We start from the raw sequence: 20,203 nt of genomic DNA, 5'->3' as shown, positions 1-20,203 counted from the left end.
GTCGTATTTTGCCGCCATCGATATAGGCGGTTCATCCGGAGGTCAAAGAATATCGTGCGGTTTGCCAGCTACAACATCCAATACGGCATCGGTCTTGACGGTCAGTTTGACCTCGAGCGCATCGCGGTAACGCTCGACGGCGCCGACGTCATCGCGCTGCAGGAAGTGACGCGCGGTTTTCACCGCAATGGCCACGTCGATCTGGTTGCCCGTTTCGAGGCGCATTTCCCCGGTCATTTCGTTGCCTTCCACGCGCCTTGCGACATCGATATCGGCTCGACGGTCGAAGACGGGCGCGCCGTCAGCCGGCGCTTCCAGTTCGGCAACATGATCCTGTCGCGCTGGCCGATCCTGTCGGCCCGGATGATTTCTCTTCCCCGCACCCGGACCATCAGCCCGATGAACCTGCAGCGCGGTGCGACGGAGGCACTGATCGCCACTCCGGACGGGCCGCTGCGCGTCTATTCCGTGCATCTCGACCATGTGCTTCCCGCCGAGCGCATCGCCCAGATCCGATTTCTCAAGGAGCGGCTGCTCGGCTATCCGCTCGAGGGCGGCGGCATCACCGGTGCTGCGGATTTCGGCTTTGCCGAGCCGCCGCATCCGGAGGATTTCGTCGTCATGGGCGATTTCAACATGGAGCCGGAAACGCCTGAATATTGCGAGATGACCGGCTCCCGCGACGCCTATTATGGACGCTCGCTGAGGCTTGAAAACCCGGTCGATGCGCTCGCCCATCTCGGTCGGCTGACGCCGGAAAGCTATAGCTGGGTTCATCCCGACGATCCTCAAAGGCGCATGCATCTCGACTATTGCTTCATCAGCGCCGGCCTGGTGCCGCGTCTGAAAGACGCCTGGACCGACTATGACGCCAAGGGGTCCGATCATCTTCCGATCGGCTTCGAACTCGAATGACAAAAGCCCCCCCCCCCGCGAAGGCATGCTTCGCGGGGGGAGTTTCTTTTTCAACCATGTCTTTATCGCAAAACCGCTTCACGCTTTTGCGAGACCTGCTTCAGTGCGGCCGACGCAAATCCGCCGCGGTCAACCGCGTTTCGATATGCGCGACCATGGCATTGCGGGCGAGCGCATAGATCTGGCTGCATCCGGTGATCTGGAAGCCGAGCTTTTCCTGGACCTTGAGCGATCCCGGATTGTCCGCGAAGACGCCGGAATGCAAGGTCGTTTCCGGCATCCGCCGGAAGAAGCGCTCGATCGCGGCATAGGCGGCTTCGCTTGCCAGGCCCTTGCTCCAGTAGAACCGGTTCAGCCAGTAACCGACATGCCATTGCCCGTGCCTGAGCTCGATGCCGATGCAGCCGATATGCACGTCGTCGCCGGTGGTGATCGCCAGCGTCCAGTCGGGGGTCAGCCCCGAGGTCTGGCTCGCCAGCCAATCGAGCGCGTCCTGCTGATCGTAGGGAGCGGGCACGCGCGAAAGCATGCGCGCCACCTGGAAATCGCCGAGCGACTGGGCGATCGCCTCGGCATCGCTGCGTCGATGGGGTCGCAGCACCAGACGCCTGGTCTCGATGACCGGGCAGGGCCCGGGGCCGGGTTGGACGACGGTGCGCAACCGTTCGGAAGCAAGCGCGTTCATCGCATGCCTCCCCAGCTTCTCAGCGAAACCCAGGTCTTGCGGTCGAGCCGGTACCATTCGACGGCGATCGATCCGCCGAGCGCCAGGCTGCCGACCATGCCGCTGCCCTGGAACTGGAAGCCGCACTTCTGGATGACCCGGCGTGATGCCAGGTTCATGACCCGGCAGCGCGCATCGATCTGGTCGATGTCGCGGGTGCGGAAGGCCATGTCGGTCAGGGCCTGGGCAGCCTCGGTGGCATAACCCTGGTTCCAATAGGGTTCGCCCAGCCAGTAGCCGAGTTCTGCCGTCTTGCCATCGGGATGCGGCTCGATACCGCAGCAACCGAGGAATGCGCCATTATCCGCTTTCGTAATCGCGTAGACGCACTTGCCAATCGTGCCGGCTTTGGCGCGTCGCACGAAATCGGCGGCATCGGCCGTCGTATACGGGTGCGGCATGCGCGAAACCATGGTGGCGACATTGGCATTGTTGGCAAGATGGGCAAGGGCGTCGATATCGTCTTCATGGGGGGCACGCAGGACGAGCCGGGGTGACAACAATATCGGGCAATCGGTCCTTGACCGTTGGGGCCTCAGCCTTTGTTCGGGAGACCGTGATTGGTCTTCCCTCAGTAGCTCGGTTTGCATGGTTCGTCCTCCAGAAACGAAAAAAAGGGGAGTTGGGTATTGCCCCATCTCCCCTTTTTAGGTCTGGCTTGGAACCGTTAGGTGCGTCAGCCGGGTCGATGAGACGCCGGCTGTTTTAGAGCGCTACCGGCTTATTCCGCTGCTTCCGCTTTCGGCATTACAGACACGTACACGCGGCCATTGGCCTTCGTACGGAAGTCCACGTTACCTGCCGTAAGCGCAAAAATCGTATGGTCCTTGCCGAGGCCGACATTGGCGCCCGGATGCCACTTGGTGCCGCGCTGACGCACGATGATGTTGCCGGCGATGACGTTCTCGCCGCCGAACTTCTTCACGCCAAGGCGCTTGGACTCAGAATCGCGACCGTTGCGCGACGAACCGCCAGCTTTTTTGTGTGCCATTGGTGTTCTCCTTTAAACCTTCGATCCCAAAACTCAGTTTGCAGCTTCAGCGGCGGCTTCAGACTTCTTGGAAGCCTTCTTTGCCTTGCCACCGGCAGCAGCGATGTCCAGGATGCGGACGGTCGTCTGGTGCTGGCGGTGACCGCGCGAGCGCTTGGAGTTCTGGCGGCGACGCTTCTTGAAGGCGATGACCTTCTTGGCGCGGCCCTGTTCAACGACTTCGGCGCTAACAACGGCACCTTCGACAAACGGAGCGCCGATGGTTGCATCGGCGCCGACGCCGACCATCAGGATCTCGGTGAATTCAATCTTGTCGCCTGCAACGCCTTCCAGCTTTTCGATGGTTACGACGTCGTTGGCTGCCACGCGGTACTGCTTACCGCCGGTCTTGATGACTGCGAACATTCTTTATCCTTTCATGTTCGGGCCGGCTCTTTGCCCGTGGGCAAGGCCGTCTTTTTGTCAGTCGACATTTTGAGCAGAATTCCGGGATCATTCCCGAGGCCCTGCCGGTGAATGGGCGCAAATCACACCCGCTGCGGTGAGGGCAAGCCACACCACTTCATTGCGCGAATTACGGGAAACGCTGCCGTCTGTCAAGAAGAAGGCATTCGCCACATTGGATATTCTTCAATGAGGCACTTGCCAGCACCCGAATCTGCCGCTATGAACCCGACCGCGCCGAACAAGCGCCGACCGACTATGCGGAGAGGTGGCAGAGTGGTCGAATGCACCGCACTCGAAATGCGGCATACCTGCAAGGGTATCGTGGGTTCAAATCCCACCCTCTCCGCCATTGGCTCTTTATTGCCTCGATAGTTGCAATCACATTGCAGTTCGTCAAACAGACCAAAGACAGCGTTGCGAATTTCGCAAGGACGGCAAAGGCCCGATTGACGGTGTGTCTTGTTCCAGCGGTGCGGCCGCTGCGCTAAGCGACTTTCAACGCCGCCGATATTTCCGACAGGGTTGCCTTCTCCGCCTCGCTCACCGCGACCCCGCCGAAACCCATGAAGCCACCTTCCTTGGCGGCTTCCGCGACACGCTGGCTGATCTGGTAAAGCCATGCGGTAAAGGCGCCGGCGTCGGTCGGCGCCTTGGTCTCGACGACCGTTCGGGCCTGCTGCAGTGTTTCGATGCATCTGGCCTTCATGTCCTCAGGCTTGGCGCCCTTGAGCTTTGCCTGCAGACCGTCGCGTGCGGCTGCGCGCCCTTCCGAGGTTTCGAAGTCGCCGACGAGCGCTTTGACAAGCGGATTTGCAGCGGCGTCGGTTTTTGCCTGCAGCAGCGCGCTGCTGTTGGCGAGGCCCTCCTTGAGCATGCCCCACAGGCCGCTCGGCTCCGCCGCGGTCACGGCAATGCCGGCCATCATCACGCTCTCCAGAAGCAACGTCCATTCTTCCGGGGTGAATGTTGATTTGTCAGCCATGGCCGACCCTCCTTCGTTCGATTTCTTGACCAAGACAGGTATTGCCGATCCCCCGAGGGGCGCGCCGGCTGCCAGCGATTGCTCGCAACGTCAGGCCGACAGGGCCGTCAGCTTCGTCTTCAACGCATCGATTGTGGGTTTCAGGATTTCGGAAACGCCGGGGATGGCCAAAGCCTTGTCGAACAACCCATTGAGCGTCGACATCATCGGCGTGATCAGGGCCGTGAGTGCTGCCTTTTGCCCGGCTGATAATTGCCCGGCGACACCGCTGACCTTGTCGAGTTGGCTCGAGACGTCTTCCAGCTTCGGCAGGGCTGCCGTGGCGGAGGCGGCATCGGTAATGCCGGTCAGTGTCGTCTGCAGGCTGGCCATGCTGTCCTTGATCTGCTGGCCGATATCAAGGCCGCCAGCCGTCAAGCTCTGTTCTGGCGTGCCGGCCTGCGGCGCGACCTGTTCGCTTTGTCTACCGAACAGGTAGAAAAGCACGCCTGCAAGCACGAGGGCGGCAATCACCCAATAGAGCCAATTGCGCGATGAGGTAGGAACTGTGGCTGCGGCTGCGCGTTGGCCGGCGCCGCCGACCGTGGAGGCCGTCGCCACAGCGCTGCGGGCGGCTTGACTGGCGGAGGCTGCAGCGGCTTGCGCCGAAGCGCCGAGCGAGCCGAGCAGGCCCGTGCCGCCAAGCAGGTCCCTGACGCCGGACGGCAATGCGGCGGCGATGTTGTCCTTCTGACTGGCGAGCAATCCGGCGATGCCGTTGGCGCTCAGGTCTCCACCGCTTTGCCGGGCAAGACCGCCCATGACAAGTGGAGTAAGCGTTGCAAGCAGCGAGCCGCTCGCCCTTTGATCCATGCCGGAAACCCCGCCTATGGCACTTGCCAGCGCACTGCCGTCCTTGGCGCCAAACAGCGATGAGATGATCTGTGACCCGTTCTGGGTAAGCGATGCCTGGTCGCCGCCCGCCAGCATTCCCATGAGATTGTCGAGCGATCCGCTCTGTTGCTTGGCAGTGTCGGCGATCCTTTGGGCGCCGCCCGGTTGCGCGGCGATGCCGGCCAGTCCCGCCAGGACTGCGGGGACTGCTGCGCCGACAGCGCTCTGCACCTTGCCGCTGTCGAGGCCCAGTGCCGAAGCGATTCGTGCGATCATGTCAGGGGTAAGCATCTGCGCGATGTAGGAAACAAGATTGCTGGCCATTGGCTTTTCCTCCACGTTGATGTCGTCGAAAAAACGACTCTGCTCATCGAGCGGGGCTCGACGGCGCGGCAATTGGCTGCAAGCAATTCGCGTTATCTGATTATCGACTGCGAGATTTGTTCGCCAGGAACCCTGGGCTCGAAAATATTAGCACTTGTGGATGTATTGCGCCAGTTCTCGACAACCTTTGGAAACAAGGGGGCTTCGTCATTGGTTGGTTGCGGCCGGGAGCGGAAAAGGCAATGCCGCGCCCAATTCGACGGCCGGGAATGAGCTGATGCGTATTACAGGGATCAGGCGAAGCTGCGATCCTTCAGTCAGTCTTCATGCGTGCGCAGCCACGCCTCCAGTCCGGCAATCACCGCAAGTCTCAGGCTTGCATTCTTGGCAAGCGCACGGGCGAGAGACTGCCCATCGGACGAGAAGCCCATTTCGAGCATGACATCGCCAGGTTTCAGCCGGCGCTTGACCATGATCGCCCTGATGCGGGTAATTGTGGAAGGAAGCAGGTAGCGGCCGCTGGCAATGGCAGTGCCTGCAGGCAAGGGCTCCGGAGAGAGGGCTGTGGTGGACGACGGTGCCGAGGCGATGGGCAGCGCGCCCGTTATCGTCAACCAGGTCAGAAAGCCGTCTCGCTCGCCGGGCGTTGCCTTCGCCCACGAATTCTTGAGTTTTTCGAGGCGGGTTCGCTGTGGCTTCAGGCCGGCGATGACCAGAGCCTTGCGCAGGGAGGAGATCCTGCCGGCGAGCACATCGCCGTAGACGTCCGGGAACTCCGCCTTCAATCGCTGCTCATAGTAGGCGTTATCGCGTTTCGGCTTCTTCGACATTTTCAGTTCCGACGTTCATCTCCCACGTCCTCTAACCTGCCGAGCGGGCAAGGGCGAGCAAAAAGGCGGTGACGCCGCGCTGTGCATATCGGGCCACCTGTTTCGAGAGGGCGAGGCCCGAACGAAGCGGAAAGTGGCCGGGATGCGGGAGACCACGCCGCGACAAGAGTGTCATGTGCGGTTTGTCCGTCAAGCTTTGCGCAAGTCGGCCTTTATACCATCGCGCCAAGAGCCGGGATGTGACGCGGCGAACAAAGGACGATGATATGTCAAACGATGTCGAGCACTATGCCGATCCGCAGGATAAGGCCGTTGCCCTCTTCCTCATGAACAACGACGGTGAAGAGCTGACCAATGTGCTGGTGGCAGCACTCGAGGATGCGTTCCGCATTCTTCGTGACGAAATTTCCGGCGAAACGATGCATTGAGGCGGGTCAGCGAAGCCCCCGTTCGCCACAAAGGCGTACTCATGTGCTTTGCCGGTGGAAACGGGCCGCAACGCCGTTCGATTCGCCAGCCACATTTCATGGCCATACGACATGGGCGCCCCGACGCGGAGCGCTCGAGACGGTTCAGATTTTGGGGCTGCACCGATCGAACTTGGGTGTGGTCTGCCGCCTCAGTTGTCCCGCAACAGCGCCTCCACCGATGCGGCAACCGCCAACAGCGTTTTGTCCATTCCGTTTCTCCCCACCAACATGAGGCCCGCGGGGCGCGTCTGTCCCGGCATCGGCAGGGTGATGGCGGTCAGGTCGAACTGATTGGCGACCTGGCAGTTGCGCAGCAGCAGACCCTCGACACGATCGTACTCCGCCTCATCCGCCTCCACGGAAACGATAGGGACTGCGGCGATCGGCGTCGTCGGCAAGACGATGAGGTCGTAGGCGGAGAGCCGTGCGTCCATGTCGCCGACCAAGCCTGCTCTCGTCTCCAGCAGCGCATCGAGCGCTGTCTGCGGCGTCAGCATGCGACGCCGGAGCGTCGATGAAACCCTGACGTCCACCGGCGCATCCTGGTCCGAAAGCCAGTCGGCATGCAGACGGCTTGCCTCGAGGCCGGCGATCGAACCGATCGCGGTCGCCTCCCTCAAGCGGTCGATCAGATCGTCGATGGTGCAATCGACAAGGACGGCGCCGGCAGCAGTGAGGCGGTCGAGACTGGCTGAAAAGGCCGCGGCAATCTCGGCAGAGCGCTCGGCTAGAAGCTGGCCGCGTGGCACCCCGATGCGCAGGCCGGCAACCGGGCGTGGCGCCAGTGCCGTTGCCGGCTCGCCAGCCAAAACCGCATCGGTAAGCGCGCAGTCGCTGACCGTGTGGGCGAGCGGGCCGATCGAATCGAGGCTCGGAGCAAGCGGGAAGGCGCCGTCGAGCGGCACGCGACGGGCGGTCGGCTTGAAGCCGACAAGGCCGTTCAGCGCCGCCGGGATGCGCACGGAACCGCCGGTGTCGGAGCCGATGGCGATGTCGCAGGTGCCTTCGGCCGCCGACACCGCCGCGCCCGAGGACGAGCCGCCGGGGATCAGGCTCTCATCCGTGGCATTGCCGGGCACCGGATAATGGGGATTGAGGCCGACCGCGGTGAAGGCGAATTCAGTCATATGGGTCTTGCCGACGATCACGGCGCCGGCGGCGCGCAATCTCTTGACGACGACGGCGTCCTGTTTCGGCACGGCCGCCGTGCGCTTGATGATCGAGCCGGCGAGCGTTGGTTCTCCGGCAACGTCGAAAAGATCCTTGATCGAAACGATCTTGCCGTCGAGCGGTCCCAGCGTGGCGCCGATCTGCCGGCGGCGATCGGCAGCATCGGCCTCGATGCGGGCACTCTCGGCGTAGAGCCTGACATAGGCCTTCTCGTTGTCCCGGCGGGCATCGAGCCGGCTCAGGATCTGTTCGAGGTGATCACGCGCGGGAGTGTTCGATTGGGACACGTTGAGGGACCTGCCGATATCTGACGTCGCCGGGCGGCGAGAGGAAGCGTTTCGTCCGTCGCCGGGCGCGAAGGTCGCTGTCGGCAAAGACGGCAATCTTCATAGCAGGGCTGTCGGCAAATGCCATCAGGTCGGATCCTGTGCGCACCTCGGTGCAACATGGCCATTCAGACGGGTTTATGTGCGCAGAGAATGAAGCGGCGATAGACGAAGGTGCGCAGGCAGTTTCGCAGGTTTGCGGTTTTTCGCTGTGCGGCGGCGATCGGTTGGTGGGGCGTCTGCTCGATGGTCTCGAAGCCGGCAGCCTTTAGCATCGGCAGCAATGCCTTCATGGTCAGGCCGTCACCGAAGGGCAGGTTTTGCATGATCGTTGCGTCGCGATCGCTGAGTGCGCCGTCGTAGTGATTGTCCGGCCCGATCACCCGATCGATCTGGCGGATCGTCCAGGTTGCGAGGCGTCCAAGGGTGGTCGGCCTGGCCCAGTCGCCATCAAAGACCAGCAGCTTGCCGCCGGGCTTCAACAACCGGAACCATTCCTCAAGTGTCGCCTGGGTCAAGGTCCAGACGAGATGGCGGCACACGATGGCGTCGTAGCTCTCGTCCGGTTCCATGGTGTTTTCCGCATCGGCAAGTCCGCCCGGCGTCAAGCCGACAGGTTGCGGAAACAGCACTGCTGCGGTCGCGCGGGGCGGCTGACCGTAAAGCGTGCGAAGGCGCTCTATTCACCGAACTGTCGCGAAACCGTTCAAATAGTTTCACGCCGCTGTTAAGTCGCTGACATGCGAATAACCAAAGGTCCGGCACGCGAAATCCCGCTTTCGCAGGGCTCGAACCGGAGGCTTGTTTGGCCGAAATCCTCACCACGCTGTCCCGCCGTTCCTTCCTTCTGTCTGCCGGCGCCGCCGGCCTTGTCGCGTCATCCGGTCTTGCAACGCCGTTTTATGCCCGCGGCTACGGTCGGCCGGAATTCATCCATGGCGTGCAGTCGGGCGATGTCGACGCAAGTTCCGGCATGGTGTGGACGCGGGTCGACAGGCCGTCGCGGGTGACGCTCGACTATTCGACGACCGAGAGCTTTTCCAATCCGGTTCGCCTTGCCGATCTTACCGCGACGCCGCAGACGGATTGTGCGGTGAAATGTCCGCTTGAGGATCTCCTGCCTGATCAGGACATCTTCTATCGCTTCACCGCGACCGATCTTTACGACGTCAATCGGGTGTCGGAACCGGTGATCGGCCGGTTTCGCACCGCGCCCTTGCGCAGGCGCTCGGTCCGCTTCGTCTGGTCCGGCGACACGGCCGGCCAGGGCTGGGGCATCGACGATGTCGGCATGAAGACCTATTCCACCATGCGCCTGCATGAGCCGGACTTCTTCATCCATTCCGGCGACACGATCTACGCCGACAATCCCATTCCCGACGAGATCACATTGCGCGACGGCGGCATCTGGAAGAACCGGGTGGTGACGCATGAGAAGCGCGACGTGGCGCGCACGCTCGAGGAGTATCGCGGCCAATGGAAGTACAATCTGCTCGATGAGCATGTCCGTGACCTCAATGCCGTCTGTCCGACCTTCTATCAATGGGATGACCACGAAGTTCTGAACAACTGGTCGGCCTCGACGGACCTGAGCGACGATCCGCGCTATCCGGAAAAAAATGTCGCGGTCTACGCCGCGCGCGCGGCGCGGGCGTTCAATGAGATGACGCCGATCCGCACGCCGCCGACGCAGCCCGGCCGCATCTTCCGCAAGATCGCTTACGGCCCGCTGCTTGATGTCTTCTTCGTCGATCTCAGATCCTATCGCGGTCCCAACCAGGGAGAGGGGGATAACGGCCTGTTCGGCTGGCGACAGGCGGACTGGCTGAAGCGGGAGCTGGCGTCTTCGCGCGCCGTCTGGAAGGTGATTGCCTGCGACATGCCGATCGGTCTCGTCGTCTGGGACGATTATGCCAACAGGCGCGGTTCCGATGCCATCGCCGATGGCGACAACGGCCCGCCGACCGGGCGCGAGACCGAATTCGCCGAACTGCTCCGCTTCATCAGGGACAATGCCATCGACAACCTCGTCTGGCTGACGGCGGACGTGCATTACACGGCGGCGCACCACTACGATCCGTCGCGGGCGGCTTTCAAGGATTTCCTGCCGTTCTGGGAGTTCGTTTCCGGTCCCTTGCATTCCGGCACCTATGGTCCGAAGGAGCTGGACATGACCTTCGGCCCGGACGTGCGCTTCATCAAGGCATCGGGCGGAGGCGTCGACAGCAACCTGCCGCCTTCTGCCGGCCTGCAGTTCTTCGGCATCGTCGATATCAACGGCCAGACGAAGCAGATGACCGTGCGGCTGATGGATCGGCAGGACCAGGAACTGTGGCGGGTGACGCTCGATCCGGCGGCGATTGCATGAGCATCTCGGCTGCGTCCGACGGCCTCTCAAACCCGGTTGGCGAGACCCTTCCCGGTTGCAAACCCATGGCCTGCCGGGGCTTTGGCATCGGGCTCTTGCGTGCGCCCCCCTTTCGCAATCGCAAAAAAACCTGTATGAGCGCGACCATTGAAAAAGCGGCGTGGCCCATTGGGGCGTGCCCTAAACCTTCCGAGACGAAAAATGAGCATTCGTAACATCGCGATTATCGCGCACGTCGACCATGGGAAAACGACCCTTGTCGACGAGCTTCTGAAGCAGTCGGGCTCGTTCCGCGAAAACCAGCGCGTTGCCGAACGCGTCATGGACTCCAACGACATCGAAAAAGAGCGCGGCATCACCATTCTTGCCAAGGCGACGTCGGTCGAGTGGAAGGGAACGCGCATCAACATCGTCGACACCCCCGGCCACGCCGACTTCGGCGGCGAAGTCGAGCGCATCCTGTCGATGGTGGACGGCGCCATTGTTCTCGTCGACGCCTCCGAAGGCCCGATGCCGCAGACGAAGTTTGTCGTCGGCAAGGCGCTGAAGGTCGGCCTGAAGCCGATCGTCGCGATCAACAAGATCGACCGTCCGGACGGCCGCCACGAAGAAGTCATCAACGAGGTCTTCGACCTCTTTGCAAACCTCGACGCCAGCGATGAGCAGCTCGACTTCCCGATTCTTTACGGTTCGGGCCGTGACGGCTGGATGAACGTTGCGCCTGAAGGTCCGAAGGACCAGGGCATGGCGCCGCTTCTCGACCTCGTGCTCAAGCATGTTCCCGAGCCGACGGTTGCCGAAGGCCCGTTCCGCATGATCGGCACGATTCTGGAAGCCAACCCCTTCCTCGGCCGCATCATCACCGGCCGGGTTCATTCCGGCTCGGTCAAGCCGAACCAGGCCGTCAAGGTCCTCGGCCAGGACGGCAAGCTGCTCGAAACCGGCCGTATCTCGAAGATCCTCGCCTTCCGCGGCATCGAGCGTCAGCCGATCGAAGAAGCGCAAGCAGGTGATATCGTCGCGATCGCCGGCCTGACCAAGGGCACCGTCGCCGACACCTTCTGCGACCCGTCGGTCTCCGAAGCGTTGACCGCACAGCCGATCGACCCGCCGACCGTCACCATGTCCTTCATCGTCAACGACAGCCCGCTTGCCGGCACCGAAGGCGATAAGGTGACGAGCCGCGTCATCCGCGACCGTCTGTTCAAGGAAGCCGAAGGCAACGTTGCGCTGAAGATCGAGGAATCCTCCGAGAAGGATTCGTTCTTCGTGTCGGGCCGTGGCGAATTGCAGCTCGCGGTTCTGATCGAAACCATGCGCCGCGAAGGCTTCGAACTGGCCGTCTCGCGTCCGCGCGTCGTCATGCACAAGGATGACAACGGCCAGCTGCTCGAGCCGATCGAAGAAGTGGTCATCGACGTTGACGAGGAGCATTCCGGCGTCGTCGTTCAGAAGATGTCCGAACGCAAGGCCGAGATGGTCGAGCTTCGTCCTTCCGGCGGCAATCGCGTCCGTCTGGTGTTCTTCGCTCCGACCCGCGGCCTGATCGGCTACCAGTCGGAACTGCTGACGGATACGCGCGGCACGGCGGTCATGAACCGTCTGTTCCACGCCTACCAGCCGTACAAGGGCGAGATCGGTGGCCGCGTCAACGGCGTGCTGCTTTCCAACGACGCCGGCGAGTCGGTCGCCTATGCCATGTTCAACCTGGAAGACCGCGGCCCGATGATCATCGATGCCGGCGAGAAGGTCTATGCCGGCATGATCATCGGCATCCACACGCGCGACAACGATCTCGAAGTCAACGTGTTGAAGGGCAAGAAGCTCACCAACATGCGCGCCTCGGGCAAGGACGAAGCCGTCAAGCTGACGCCGCCGATCCGCATGACGCTCGAGCGCGCACTGTCCTGGATCCAGGACGACGAGCTTGTCGAAGTGACGCCGAAGTCGATCCGGCTGCGCAAGCTTTACCTCGACTCGAACGACCGCAAGCGCTTCGAGAAGTCGCGTACGGCCGGCGCCGCTTAAACGTCAGCCGACAAAAGCAGGCAGTTTGCGAAACCCCGGAGCAATCCGGGGTTTTTTGCTGTGTGTGCCAGCAGGGGGCGGCTTGCGGATAAAGTTAAAAAGGCGTTAACCTTCCATAGGATGCCGTTAAAGTTGCCTGTGGGTTAACGCGACGCGGCTCCCGGGCGGGATTCCTGTTCGCCCTGTGTGTGTTTAGAGTCGTGAGTCATGAAGACTGTTTCGATCGAGGTCAGGCCTGGAGAACCGCAAGAGGCGGCGGCGATTGCCGACGTGCATCGCGTTTCATGGCTGCAGGCCTATGGCGGCATCATTCCGCACCGCCCGTTGATCCAGATGGTCAATCGTCGAGACGAGGTCTGGTGGCGCAAGGCGACGCGGGGTCCGGCGACGTTGCTGGTCGTCGACGTGGCGGGAACGATTGCCGGCTATGCGACGCTTGGCCTTAGCCGCGCCAAGGCGCTGCCGCAGGAAGGCGAAATCTACGAGATCTACCTGCGGCCGGAATATCAGGGCATCGGCCTGGGGCGGGTTCTCTTCGGCGAAGCCAAGAGCCTGCTGCGGTCGCTCGGCTGCAGGGGGTTGGTCGTCTGGTGCCTCGAAGACAGCGATCACGCCTATCATTTCTTCCAGGGCGCCGGCGGCAGCGATATCGCCGAAGGCATGGAAGATTTCGGCGACAAGCACCTCAAGAAGGTCGGCTTTGCCTGGAACTGACGCCTGCTGCCATCCAGGTCTTCTCTGGTTGTTGCGGTAGCCGCAGCCAGCCTTCCCGAAATCACTCCACTCGGCAACGACAAAAACGCCCGGTTGAATCTGTGCTGCGGACGAAAGTTATATTGCATCGCGGCATGTTTCCCTTTATCCGACGGGCAAACTTCCAAACTGACCCTGGAGTAGTCCATGCGCATTGACGCGATTTCCATCGGAAAGAATCCACCAGAAGATGTCAACGTGATCGTTGAGGTTCCCGTTGGCGGCCATCCCATCAAGTACGAGATGGACAAGGAAGCCGGCACGCTGGTCGTCGACCGTTTCCTCTACACGCCGATGACCTATCCGGGGAACTACGGCTTCGTGCCGCACACGCTTTCCGACGATGGCGATCCGATCGACGTTCTGATCTGCAACACCCGTCCGCTCGTTCCGGGCTGCGTCATCAATGTCCGCCCGATCGGCGTGATGATGATGGAGGACAACTCCGGCCAGGACGAAAAGATCATCGCGGTTCCGTCGGGTCACCTGACGCAGCGCTACGACAAGGTGCATGAGTACACCGACCTGCCGGAAATCACGCTCAAGCAGATCGAGCACTTCTTCGAGCACTACAAGGATCTGGAGCCCGGCAAGTGGGTGAAGATTTTCGGCTGGAAGGATGCCTCCGTCGCCAAGCAGCTGATCAAGGAAGCTGTCGAGCGCGCCAAGGGCGAAAAGAAGTAAGTACTGCATAATTCCTGAAATCGAGATCGATTTAAGGATAAAATTATGCAGCAACTTTAAGGTGTTACAGCGTCCTTTGCGCGTCATGTTTGACGCGCGGCGCTGTAGCTTAATCGCCGATCAGCTCGGCAAGCCGTTTCAAAACATCCTCCGGGTCGGCGTCGATCCGGAGGATTTTTTTGCGCTGCGTTTCGCCCGAGATAAAAGAAATGCGGTTCTTGGCGACGCCGATCTCTTTCGAGAGCACGGCAATCAGGGCCTGGTTGGCCTTGCCCTTTTCCGGAATGGCGCGCACGCGGACCTTGAGATGGTCCTGTCCGTCGGCGCCACTCTCCACCCCATCGATCCCGTCGCGTCCGCCGTTCGGTGTCAGTCGAACGGTGACGCGCACGTGATCGCCGTGGGCGGTGAACGCTTGGCTCGTCAATGGATCAGCGCAACAGCGCCGACGCGATCGTCGTGTTCAGGAACAGCTGGATGAAATAGAGGATCACCAGCACGACCAGCGGCGAAAGATCGACGCCACCCATGTTGGGCAGGACCCGGCGGATCGGACGATAGAGCGGCTCGGTCAGCTGGTAGAGCGAGCGGCCGATCATGTTGATCGCCTGGTTGTTCACGTTGATGACGTTGAACGCGTAGAGCCAGGAAAAGATGGCTGACGCGATGATCAGAAACCACGCGATGTTGATAATAAAGTTCAAGGTGCCGATGACAGCAATCATGCCGGTCTCCAAATCGTTATTGACAGACATGTAGACATTGAGACCTAAACGAGCAAGTACGCCGATTTGCCGTGCGCGATCATGTTTAACACGGATCGGACAAAGATCGGTACCATCGAGGAGCGTCTCCCCTATGTCCGCCGTTCATGTCACCCACCGTTTCGGCGCCTTTCGGCATGTCGGTTATCGTCGTTATTTCTTCTCGCGCTTCCTTGCCTACTTCGCCATCCAGATCATCTCCGTTGCGGTCGGTTGGCAGATCTACGACCTGACGCGCGATCCGTTCGATCTCGGGCTTATCGGGCTCTTCCAGTTCCTGCCGTCGCTCGTGCTGATCCTGGTCACCGGATCGGTTGCCGATCGCTACAACCGGCGCATGATCATGGGCATCTGCATGGTGATCAGCACACTTTGCGCCGTGGCGCTGCTCATGCTGACGGTCATGGGCCTTTTCTCGCCCTGGCCGGTCTATGCCATCCTGATCGTCTTCGGCATCGAGCGCGCGTTTCTGGCGCCCGCCTCGCAGTCGCTGGCACCCAATCTGGTAACGCCCGAAGATCTGCCCAATGCGATCGCCTGGAATTCGACATCGTGGCAGACGGCGATGATCGTCGGTCCGGTCGCAGGCGGCCTGATCTATGGCTTCGGCCCCGTCGCGCCCTATGCCGTCGGCGTCTGCTTCTTCGCCGCTGCGGCGCTGATGGTGTTTGCCATTCCGAAGCCGGCGGCGCGCTCCAAAGCGTCGGCGCAGAGCTGGGAGACAATCACCGCCGGTTTCCGCTATATCAAGGCGGAGAAGGTGGTGCTGGGTGCGATCTCGCTCGATCTCTTCGCGGTGCTGCTTGGTGGCGCCGTCGCGCTGATGCCGGTCTTTGCCCGCGATATCCTTGATCTTGGCCCATGGGGTCTCGGCTTACTGCGCGCCGCCCCCGGCGTTGGCGCCGTCGGCATGGCGGTGTGGCTGGCCGCCCACCCCATCCGTCACCGCGCCGGTTTCTACATGTTCACCGGCGTTGCTCTCTTCGGCCTCGGCACCGTCGTCTTCGGTCTGTCGGCAACGCCGTGGGTATCGATCGCAGCACTCGTCGTCATGGGCGCTGCCGACATGATCTCGGTCTATGTGCGCGAGATCCTGATCACGCTGTGGACGCCGGACGAGCTTCGCGGTCGCGTCAATGCGGTCAACATGGTGTTCGTCGGCGCCTCCAATGAGCTTGGCGAATTCCGGGCAGGCATGATGGCTTCCGGCTTCGGCGCGGTCTTTGCTGTTGCTTTCGGCGGTGCGGGCACGCTTCTGGTGTCGGCGCTCTGGGCGCTCGGCTTCCCGCAGTTGCGCAAGATCGACACGCTCGACGTGCCAAAGCACCACCGCTAAAACCCTTCCAGGAAAGCTGCGGTTTTCCGCCAGCAAATGCGCAGGTTCTCCCGGCCGAGGCTTGCCGTCAGGCCGTCTTCCTGTCGCCGGCGTGCAGAAAGATGAGATCGAGGAAATTCTCCATCCAGGTGCGCAACGGCGCATCGTGCTGCATGCGACCGTCGAGATGGGCCTTGCCCATCTGGGCGCCAGGCAGCTCGAAGCGGTGCGCGCCGTGCACGACCCAGCGATGCATCATGGCGCGCGTCAGTTCGCCGTGAAACTGGATGCCCCAGGCATTGTCGCCATAGCGGAAGGCCTGGTTCGGATAGGTTTCGCCGGTCGCCAGCAGTTCGGCTCCAGCCGGCAGATCGAAACCCTCGCGATGGAAATGGTAGACCATGGCCGGCCAGTCCATCAGCGCCCGGCCGGCTTCGGTGGCCACCAGCGGATACCAGCCGATTTCCGTCATACCTTCATGATGCGGCGCAACCTTGCCGCCGAGATTGCGCGCCAGCATCTGTGCGCCGAGGCAGATGCCGAGATAGGGCTTGTTTTCGCTCAGCGGCACCGACAGCCAGTCGATCTCGCGACGGACGAAATCCTCCTCGTCATTGGCGCTCATCGGGCCGCCGAAGATGATCGTGCCGCCGTGGTGTTCGAGCGTCGAAGGCAGCTCGTCGCCAAGCGCCGGACGACGGATGTCGAGGGGAAAACCCTTCTGCGTGAGGATCTGGCCGACACGGCCGGCGCTCGATCGCTCCTGGTGCAGGACGATGAGGATGGGTTTCCTGTCGATCTCGGCGGGTATCGGCATTTCAGCTTTCCTGTTGCGGTTCGCTTTCTTCCGCCGCATCGATCCTTGCCGCGACCTCCCGTCGCTTCAAGACCCGGTCCCGTCCGGACACGCCGAGAAGATCGGCGATCCGCCAGATCACATGGTCTTCCATCTCGCTGCGCTCGCCGTCGGCGTAGACGATTTCCCAGAGCATGCCGATCAATTCGATGCGCTGCTCCTCGGAAAGGTGCCGCTTCACTTCGGCGGTGAACTGATAGAAGTCGATCGCCTCGCTCTCGGCGGATTTACCGGCTTCGACCAGCGCGCCGAGTGCCGCATCGTCGAGTGCATAATGCTGCTTGATGATCGTGCGCATCTTGCGCTGCTCGGAGGCGAGGATCTTGCCGTCCGCCTCCATTACCTGAATGCAGAGTGCGATGACCGCCACGCGCGGGTCACCCCTCTCGATCCGCGTCGTCGGGCCGGTCAGGCCCTCGAGAAACGTCCGGAACCGTTCAAACATGTTTTCGCCCACAGCCCCTCAAAAACTCAGAACAATCGGAAACTGGTCTTTTCCGGCACTTTTTCGCCGGCAGCCGGTTCCCGCACGCCAGGATCGTCCGGAGGACGGCCGAAGAACGGGTCGGCGACCTGCTCGCCATTGGACGCACCTTCCTTCTCGCGTGTCTTCTCGACGATCGGGGCCGGCTTCCTGGCCTCCACCACCTTGATCGGCTCCGCGCGCTCCCGCGGCGTTTCGGGCGCTGCTTCGATGATCACCGGCGTATCGACAACCTGTTTCGTCGGTGCCGGACCGTGGGCTACGGGATGGTGCTCGGCCACCACTGGCGGCAGGCTGCGGATGGCTTCATCGGCGCTCAGATGGCCATCCTCGACCTGTGCGGCAAGCTGCAGGGCCGGTGCTTTCCATTCGAAGGCGTCGAGCCGCCCGCTGACGGGCGAGACCGGCAGCCAGGTGGGCGAGGTCACGCCGTCGGCGGTCCAGGCGGGATCGCGCGGGCTCTTCAGGGCCTGGGCCATCCAGTGGCGGATGCGGCCCTCGTCACCGGTGTCGGCCTCTTCGATGTCGGCGAGCAGCAGAAAGATGCTCTCAGTCGGCTCCAGCCGGGCTGCCGCCTCTGCCTTGGTGCGGGCAAGCAGAAGCTCGCGGGCCTCGAGTGCGGCCTCGGCGACGGCTGCCATGGCGACAGCATTGTTTGGACGCAGCGATTCGAGCTTTCTCGCGCGCTTCAGCCGGTCGACCGCCGTGTCGCCGCCGCGCGCCCGCACGTAGAGGCGGGCAACATCGGGATGCGGCTCGTGCTTCCACGCCTTTTCGAGGATCGACGCTCCCTTGCGCAGACTATCCTCGCGAAACAGCGCCTTTGCCGCGACGAGGGCGGCAGGCACCAGGTGTTCGTCAAGCTTGAGCGCGGCAAGCGCATCGTCGCGGGCAGCCTTGGCATCGCCGTCAAGGCGGCTCATGGCGCGGGCGGTCAGAAGCACGGCCTTCTTGCGGTCGGCCTCCTTGCGTTCAAGCACATGGGCTGTCCGGCTTTGGTCAAGCAGGCGCAGCGCGTCGTCCCATTGTCCGGCCTGGCTCTGGCTGTCGAGCGTCGCAAGCGTCGCCCAGGGCAGGTGCGGCGCCTTTTCGGCCGCCCGCTCGGCATATTGGCGCGCTGCCTCGTGCGCGCCGAGGCGCTTGGCTTCGAGATAGAGACCGCGCAGGCCGAGCTCGCGCGTCTCCGGATCGTCGGCCATCAGTTCGAACTTCTTGCGCGCGTCGTCGTACTTGCCCTCGATCAGGAACGTCTGGGCTTCGAGCAGGTGGATCAACGGTTCCTGGTCGGCGCTGATCAAACCGCGGGTGCGGGCCGTCATCTTGCGCGCCTGATTGGCGTCGCCGGCGCCGGCAGCGATCAGACCGGTCGATAGCGCCTGATAGCCCCTGTCGCGCTTTCGGGCGCGGAAATAGCGGGTGACGGTGTGCGGCGACAGCCAGATTGTGCGTACCAGCCAGATGGCGATCAGCATTGCGGCAATCAGCGAGATCAGCAGCGATGCCGCGCGCATCAGGCTCATTTCGATGAGCTGCCCCTGCCAGACGAGCGAGAGTTCGCCCGGCCGATCCGCGAGCCACGCAAAGCCGAGGCCAAGGCAAAGGACGATCAGGATGAAGATCAAAATGCGGATCATGTCTGTCTTCCTCAGCCCTGGGTGCCGGACTTGTCCATCGTCGCCGCGACGGCAGCATCGATGATGCCTTCGACCCGGAGACGCTGGTCGAGCTTGGCCTTGAACGCTTCGCCAGCGGTTTTGGCCGCTGCCGGAAGACCGTCCCATTCCAATGCGGCCCCCTTGAGGTCGCCGTTGTTCAGCTTGTCCTCGATGCGGGCGACGACGGCCTCCGGCGTGTCGCCTTCGACGCTGCCGACGGGGCGCACGCGGATGCCCGACATGGCGCTGGACACGAGGCGGTCGAAGATGCCCTCGTTCGGGTCCGGCTGATCAAGCGCGTCGAGCATTGTTCCCGATACCGTTGCAAAGTCCCGGCGAAGGTCCGTCCGCGTTGCCACGCCTGTCGTTGCATCCTGGGCGAGGCCGGTCACCGCGGCCTCATCAGGGGCAATGCTGCGGAGCGCATCGAGCTCAGCCAGGAACGGCCCGCCGCGATCGATCGCGGTCTTGAGCGCGGTGACGGCGACGGCCTTGGCGACCTGGATATCGTTGGCAGGCTCGTTGAGTTTCTGTTCGGCGGAATCGATGCGGCTTGTCAGTTCGGCCCTGGCCGCCGTTGCCGATTGCCGCGCTTCGGCAAGGCCTGATTTCAGCGCGGCGATCTCCTTGGTCAGGTTCGACACTTCGGCTTGGAGCGCTGTCACCTCGGCGGTTGCCGCTCCGCCGGCCCCCGGTTGTGCAGTTGTCTGCTCCAGTGCGGCGAGGCGGTTCTCAAGCGGTGCGATGTCGACGGTTGCTGTTGGCACCTGCATGCCGGCCACCTGATCGCGCAGGGCCTGGATTTCGCTCGAAAGCGTCATGTCCGTGGTCGATGCGCCGCGGTCGGGGCCGAGCGGGGGGATATAGCCGGCATATTGCAGCACGCCGAAGCCGAGCAGCGTGACCAGGCCGCCGAGGATGCCGGCCGCCAATGAGCCGGCATTGGACGGCGGCTTTTGCACGGCGGTTGCCTCAGGCTCGCGGCTGATATGCGGCGGCTCCTCGGTGAAGGCGGCTGCTGCCGCATCGGCGCGCTGCTCCTCGATTTCCTCTTCGAGCCGGGCTTCCGCTGCGCCATCGGTCTCGGAGACTTCGGTAGGTTCATCGGCGGTTGCCGCGCGGCCGGCCGTTGCTTCGGCGTCTTCCGTCACGGCTTTTTCCGCTTCAAGGTCGATCGTCAGCGGCTCTTTCTCGGCTTTCGAGCGGCGCGGCGGGTTTTCCGATACCATGGTGACCTCTTACCG

At 62.4% G+C, this 20,203-nt stretch carries 21 protein-coding genes, 1 tRNA gene and 1 pseudogene; 8 read left to right on the top strand and 15 right to left on the bottom strand.

Going from position 1 to position 20,203, the window contains the following annotated elements; all coding sequences use genetic code 11:
• Positions 1-54: 54 nt before the first annotated feature.
• Entirely contained in the window at positions 55-915 is an 861-nt protein-coding gene (locus BC360_RS05010; RefSeq protein WP_065794490.1) for an endonuclease/exonuclease/phosphatase family protein, read from the top strand.
• A 100-nt stretch (positions 916-1,015) separates the two neighbouring features.
• Here BC360_RS05010 and BC360_RS05005 read toward each other — a convergent pair whose 3' ends face one another.
• From BC360_RS05005 to rplU, 4 genes are all read right to left on the bottom strand, one after another.
• On the bottom strand, positions 1,016-1,600 hold the full coding sequence (locus BC360_RS05005) for a GNAT family N-acetyltransferase (RefSeq protein ID WP_065780612.1): 585 nt from the start codon (positions 1,598-1,600) through the stop codon (positions 1,016-1,018).
• A complete protein-coding gene (locus tag BC360_RS05000) occupies positions 1,597-2,229 on the bottom strand; it encodes a GNAT family N-acetyltransferase (RefSeq protein WP_065780613.1) in 633 nt (210 codons plus the stop codon). The genes BC360_RS05005 and BC360_RS05000 overlap by 4 nt, the downstream gene beginning before the upstream one ends.
• A gap of 131 nt (positions 2,230-2,360) precedes the next feature.
• Complete coding sequence (gene rpmA / locus BC360_RS04995) at positions 2,361-2,630, bottom strand: 50S ribosomal protein L27 (RefSeq protein WP_034802646.1); 270 nt, start codon at positions 2,628-2,630, stop codon at positions 2,361-2,363.
• A gap of 33 nt (positions 2,631-2,663) precedes the next feature.
• A complete protein-coding gene (gene rplU / locus BC360_RS04990; protein ID WP_025425118.1) occupies positions 2,664-3,035 on the bottom strand; it encodes a 50S ribosomal protein L21 in 372 nt (123 codons plus the stop codon).
• A 301-nt stretch (positions 3,036-3,336) separates the two neighbouring features.
• Here rplU and BC360_RS04985 point away from each other — a divergent pair.
• Positions 3,337-3,426, top strand: a tRNA-Ser gene (locus BC360_RS04985).
• A gap of 135 nt (positions 3,427-3,561) precedes the next feature.
• Here BC360_RS04985 and BC360_RS04980 read toward each other — a convergent pair.
• The 3 genes from BC360_RS04980 to BC360_RS04970 form a co-directional block, all read right to left on the bottom strand.
• Entirely contained in the window at positions 3,562-4,059 is a 498-nt protein-coding gene (locus BC360_RS04980) for a hypothetical protein (protein WP_065794489.1), read from the bottom strand.
• A gap of 90 nt (positions 4,060-4,149) precedes the next feature.
• On the bottom strand, positions 4,150-5,256 hold the full coding sequence (locus tag BC360_RS04975; RefSeq protein WP_065794488.1) for a DUF937 domain-containing protein: 1,107 nt from the start codon (positions 5,254-5,256) through the stop codon (positions 4,150-4,152).
• Between the two features lie 317 nt (positions 5,257-5,573).
• On the bottom strand, positions 5,574-6,086 hold the full coding sequence (locus tag BC360_RS04970) for a hypothetical protein (protein WP_065794487.1): 513 nt from the start codon (positions 6,084-6,086) through the stop codon (positions 5,574-5,576).
• A gap of 266 nt (positions 6,087-6,352) precedes the next feature.
• On the opposite strand from BC360_RS04970, the gene BC360_RS32295 reads away from it, so the two are divergent.
• Positions 6,353-6,514 (top strand): hypothetical protein, encoded by a 162-nt coding sequence (locus BC360_RS32295; RefSeq protein WP_167590803.1) that lies wholly within the window; start codon positions 6,353-6,355, stop codon positions 6,512-6,514.
• A gap of 191 nt (positions 6,515-6,705) precedes the next feature.
• On the opposite strand, the gene BC360_RS04965 is transcribed toward BC360_RS32295, so the two are convergent.
• Positions 6,706-8,013 carry an amidase gene (locus BC360_RS04965; RefSeq protein WP_065794502.1) on the bottom strand — a complete coding sequence of 436 codons (1,308 nt, stop codon included), beginning with the start codon at positions 8,011-8,013 and terminating at the stop codon, positions 6,706-6,708.
• Positions 8,014-8,180: 167 nt separating this feature from the next.
• Positions 8,181-8,645: pseudogene (locus BC360_RS04960) on the bottom strand (class I SAM-dependent methyltransferase); the annotation flags it as partial.
• A 212-nt stretch (positions 8,646-8,857) separates the two neighbouring features.
• Here BC360_RS04960 and BC360_RS04955 point away from each other — a divergent pair.
• The 4 genes from BC360_RS04955 to ppa all read left to right on the top strand — a co-directional run bounded on the left by BC360_RS04955 (position 8,858) and on the right by ppa (position 13,885).
• Positions 8,858-10,420, top strand: a complete 1,563-nt coding sequence (locus BC360_RS04955) for an alkaline phosphatase D family protein (RefSeq protein WP_065794485.1) — start codon at positions 8,858-8,860, stop codon at positions 10,418-10,420.
• A 201-nt stretch (positions 10,421-10,621) separates the two neighbouring features.
• The gene (gene typA / locus BC360_RS04950; RefSeq protein ID WP_065780623.1) at positions 10,622-12,448 is read left to right on the top strand and encodes a translational GTPase TypA; all 1,827 of its coding nucleotides are present in this window, start codon (positions 10,622-10,624) and stop codon (positions 12,446-12,448) included.
• Positions 12,449-12,655: 207 nt separating this feature from the next.
• Entirely contained in the window at positions 12,656-13,162 is a 507-nt protein-coding gene (locus tag BC360_RS04945) for a GNAT family N-acetyltransferase (protein ID WP_065794484.1), read from the top strand.
• Between the two features lie 186 nt (positions 13,163-13,348).
• Positions 13,349-13,885, top strand: a complete 537-nt coding sequence (ppa, locus tag BC360_RS04940; RefSeq protein ID WP_025425109.1) for an inorganic diphosphatase — start codon at positions 13,349-13,351, stop codon at positions 13,883-13,885.
• Positions 13,886-13,994: 109 nt separating this feature from the next.
• Here ppa and BC360_RS04935 read toward each other — a convergent pair whose 3' ends face one another.
• Positions 13,995-14,312: a DUF167 domain-containing protein gene (locus BC360_RS04935; RefSeq protein ID WP_065780627.1), complete on the bottom strand. Its 318-nt coding sequence runs from the start codon at positions 14,310-14,312 to the stop codon at positions 13,995-13,997.
• Between the two features lie 4 nt (positions 14,313-14,316).
• Positions 14,317-14,610 carry a YggT family protein gene (locus BC360_RS04930; RefSeq protein WP_139109914.1) on the bottom strand — a complete coding sequence of 98 codons (294 nt, stop codon included), beginning with the start codon at positions 14,608-14,610 and terminating at the stop codon, positions 14,317-14,319.
• Between the two features lie 133 nt (positions 14,611-14,743).
• Here BC360_RS04930 and BC360_RS04925 point away from each other — a divergent pair, with 133 nt between their 5' ends.
• A complete protein-coding gene (locus BC360_RS04925) occupies positions 14,744-15,985 on the top strand; it encodes an MFS transporter (RefSeq protein WP_065794483.1) in 1,242 nt (413 codons plus the stop codon).
• Between the two features lie 67 nt (positions 15,986-16,052).
• Here BC360_RS04925 and BC360_RS04920 read toward each other — a convergent pair whose 3' ends face one another.
• From BC360_RS04920 to BC360_RS04905, 4 genes are read right to left on the bottom strand one after another with little or no spacing between them, the layout of a single operon-like run.
• Positions 16,053-16,781, bottom strand: a complete 729-nt coding sequence (locus BC360_RS04920; RefSeq protein ID WP_065780634.1) for a glutamine amidotransferase — start codon at positions 16,779-16,781, stop codon at positions 16,053-16,055.
• A 1-nt stretch (position 16,782) separates the two neighbouring features.
• On the bottom strand, positions 16,783-17,265 hold the full coding sequence (locus BC360_RS04915; RefSeq protein ID WP_065780643.1) for a TerB family tellurite resistance protein: 483 nt from the start codon (positions 17,263-17,265) through the stop codon (positions 16,783-16,785).
• 26 nt (positions 17,266-17,291) lie between these two features.
• Positions 17,292-18,938 carry a heme biosynthesis protein HemY gene (locus BC360_RS04910; RefSeq protein WP_065794482.1) on the bottom strand — a complete coding sequence of 549 codons (1,647 nt, stop codon included), beginning with the start codon at positions 18,936-18,938 and terminating at the stop codon, positions 17,292-17,294.
• An 11-nt stretch (positions 18,939-18,949) separates the two neighbouring features.
• The gene (locus BC360_RS04905) at positions 18,950-20,188 is read right to left on the bottom strand and encodes a COG4223 family protein (protein ID WP_065780649.1); all 1,239 of its coding nucleotides are present in this window, start codon (positions 20,186-20,188) and stop codon (positions 18,950-18,952) included.
• Positions 20,189-20,203: the final 15 nt, after the last annotated feature.

This window comes from Ensifer sp. LC163 (genome assembly GCF_001695855.1).
Lineage (GTDB): Bacteria > Pseudomonadota > Alphaproteobacteria > Rhizobiales > Rhizobiaceae > Ensifer.
The sequence above is the reverse complement of the archived record's forward strand: the minus strand, read 5'-3'. Positions and strand labels throughout refer to the sequence as shown.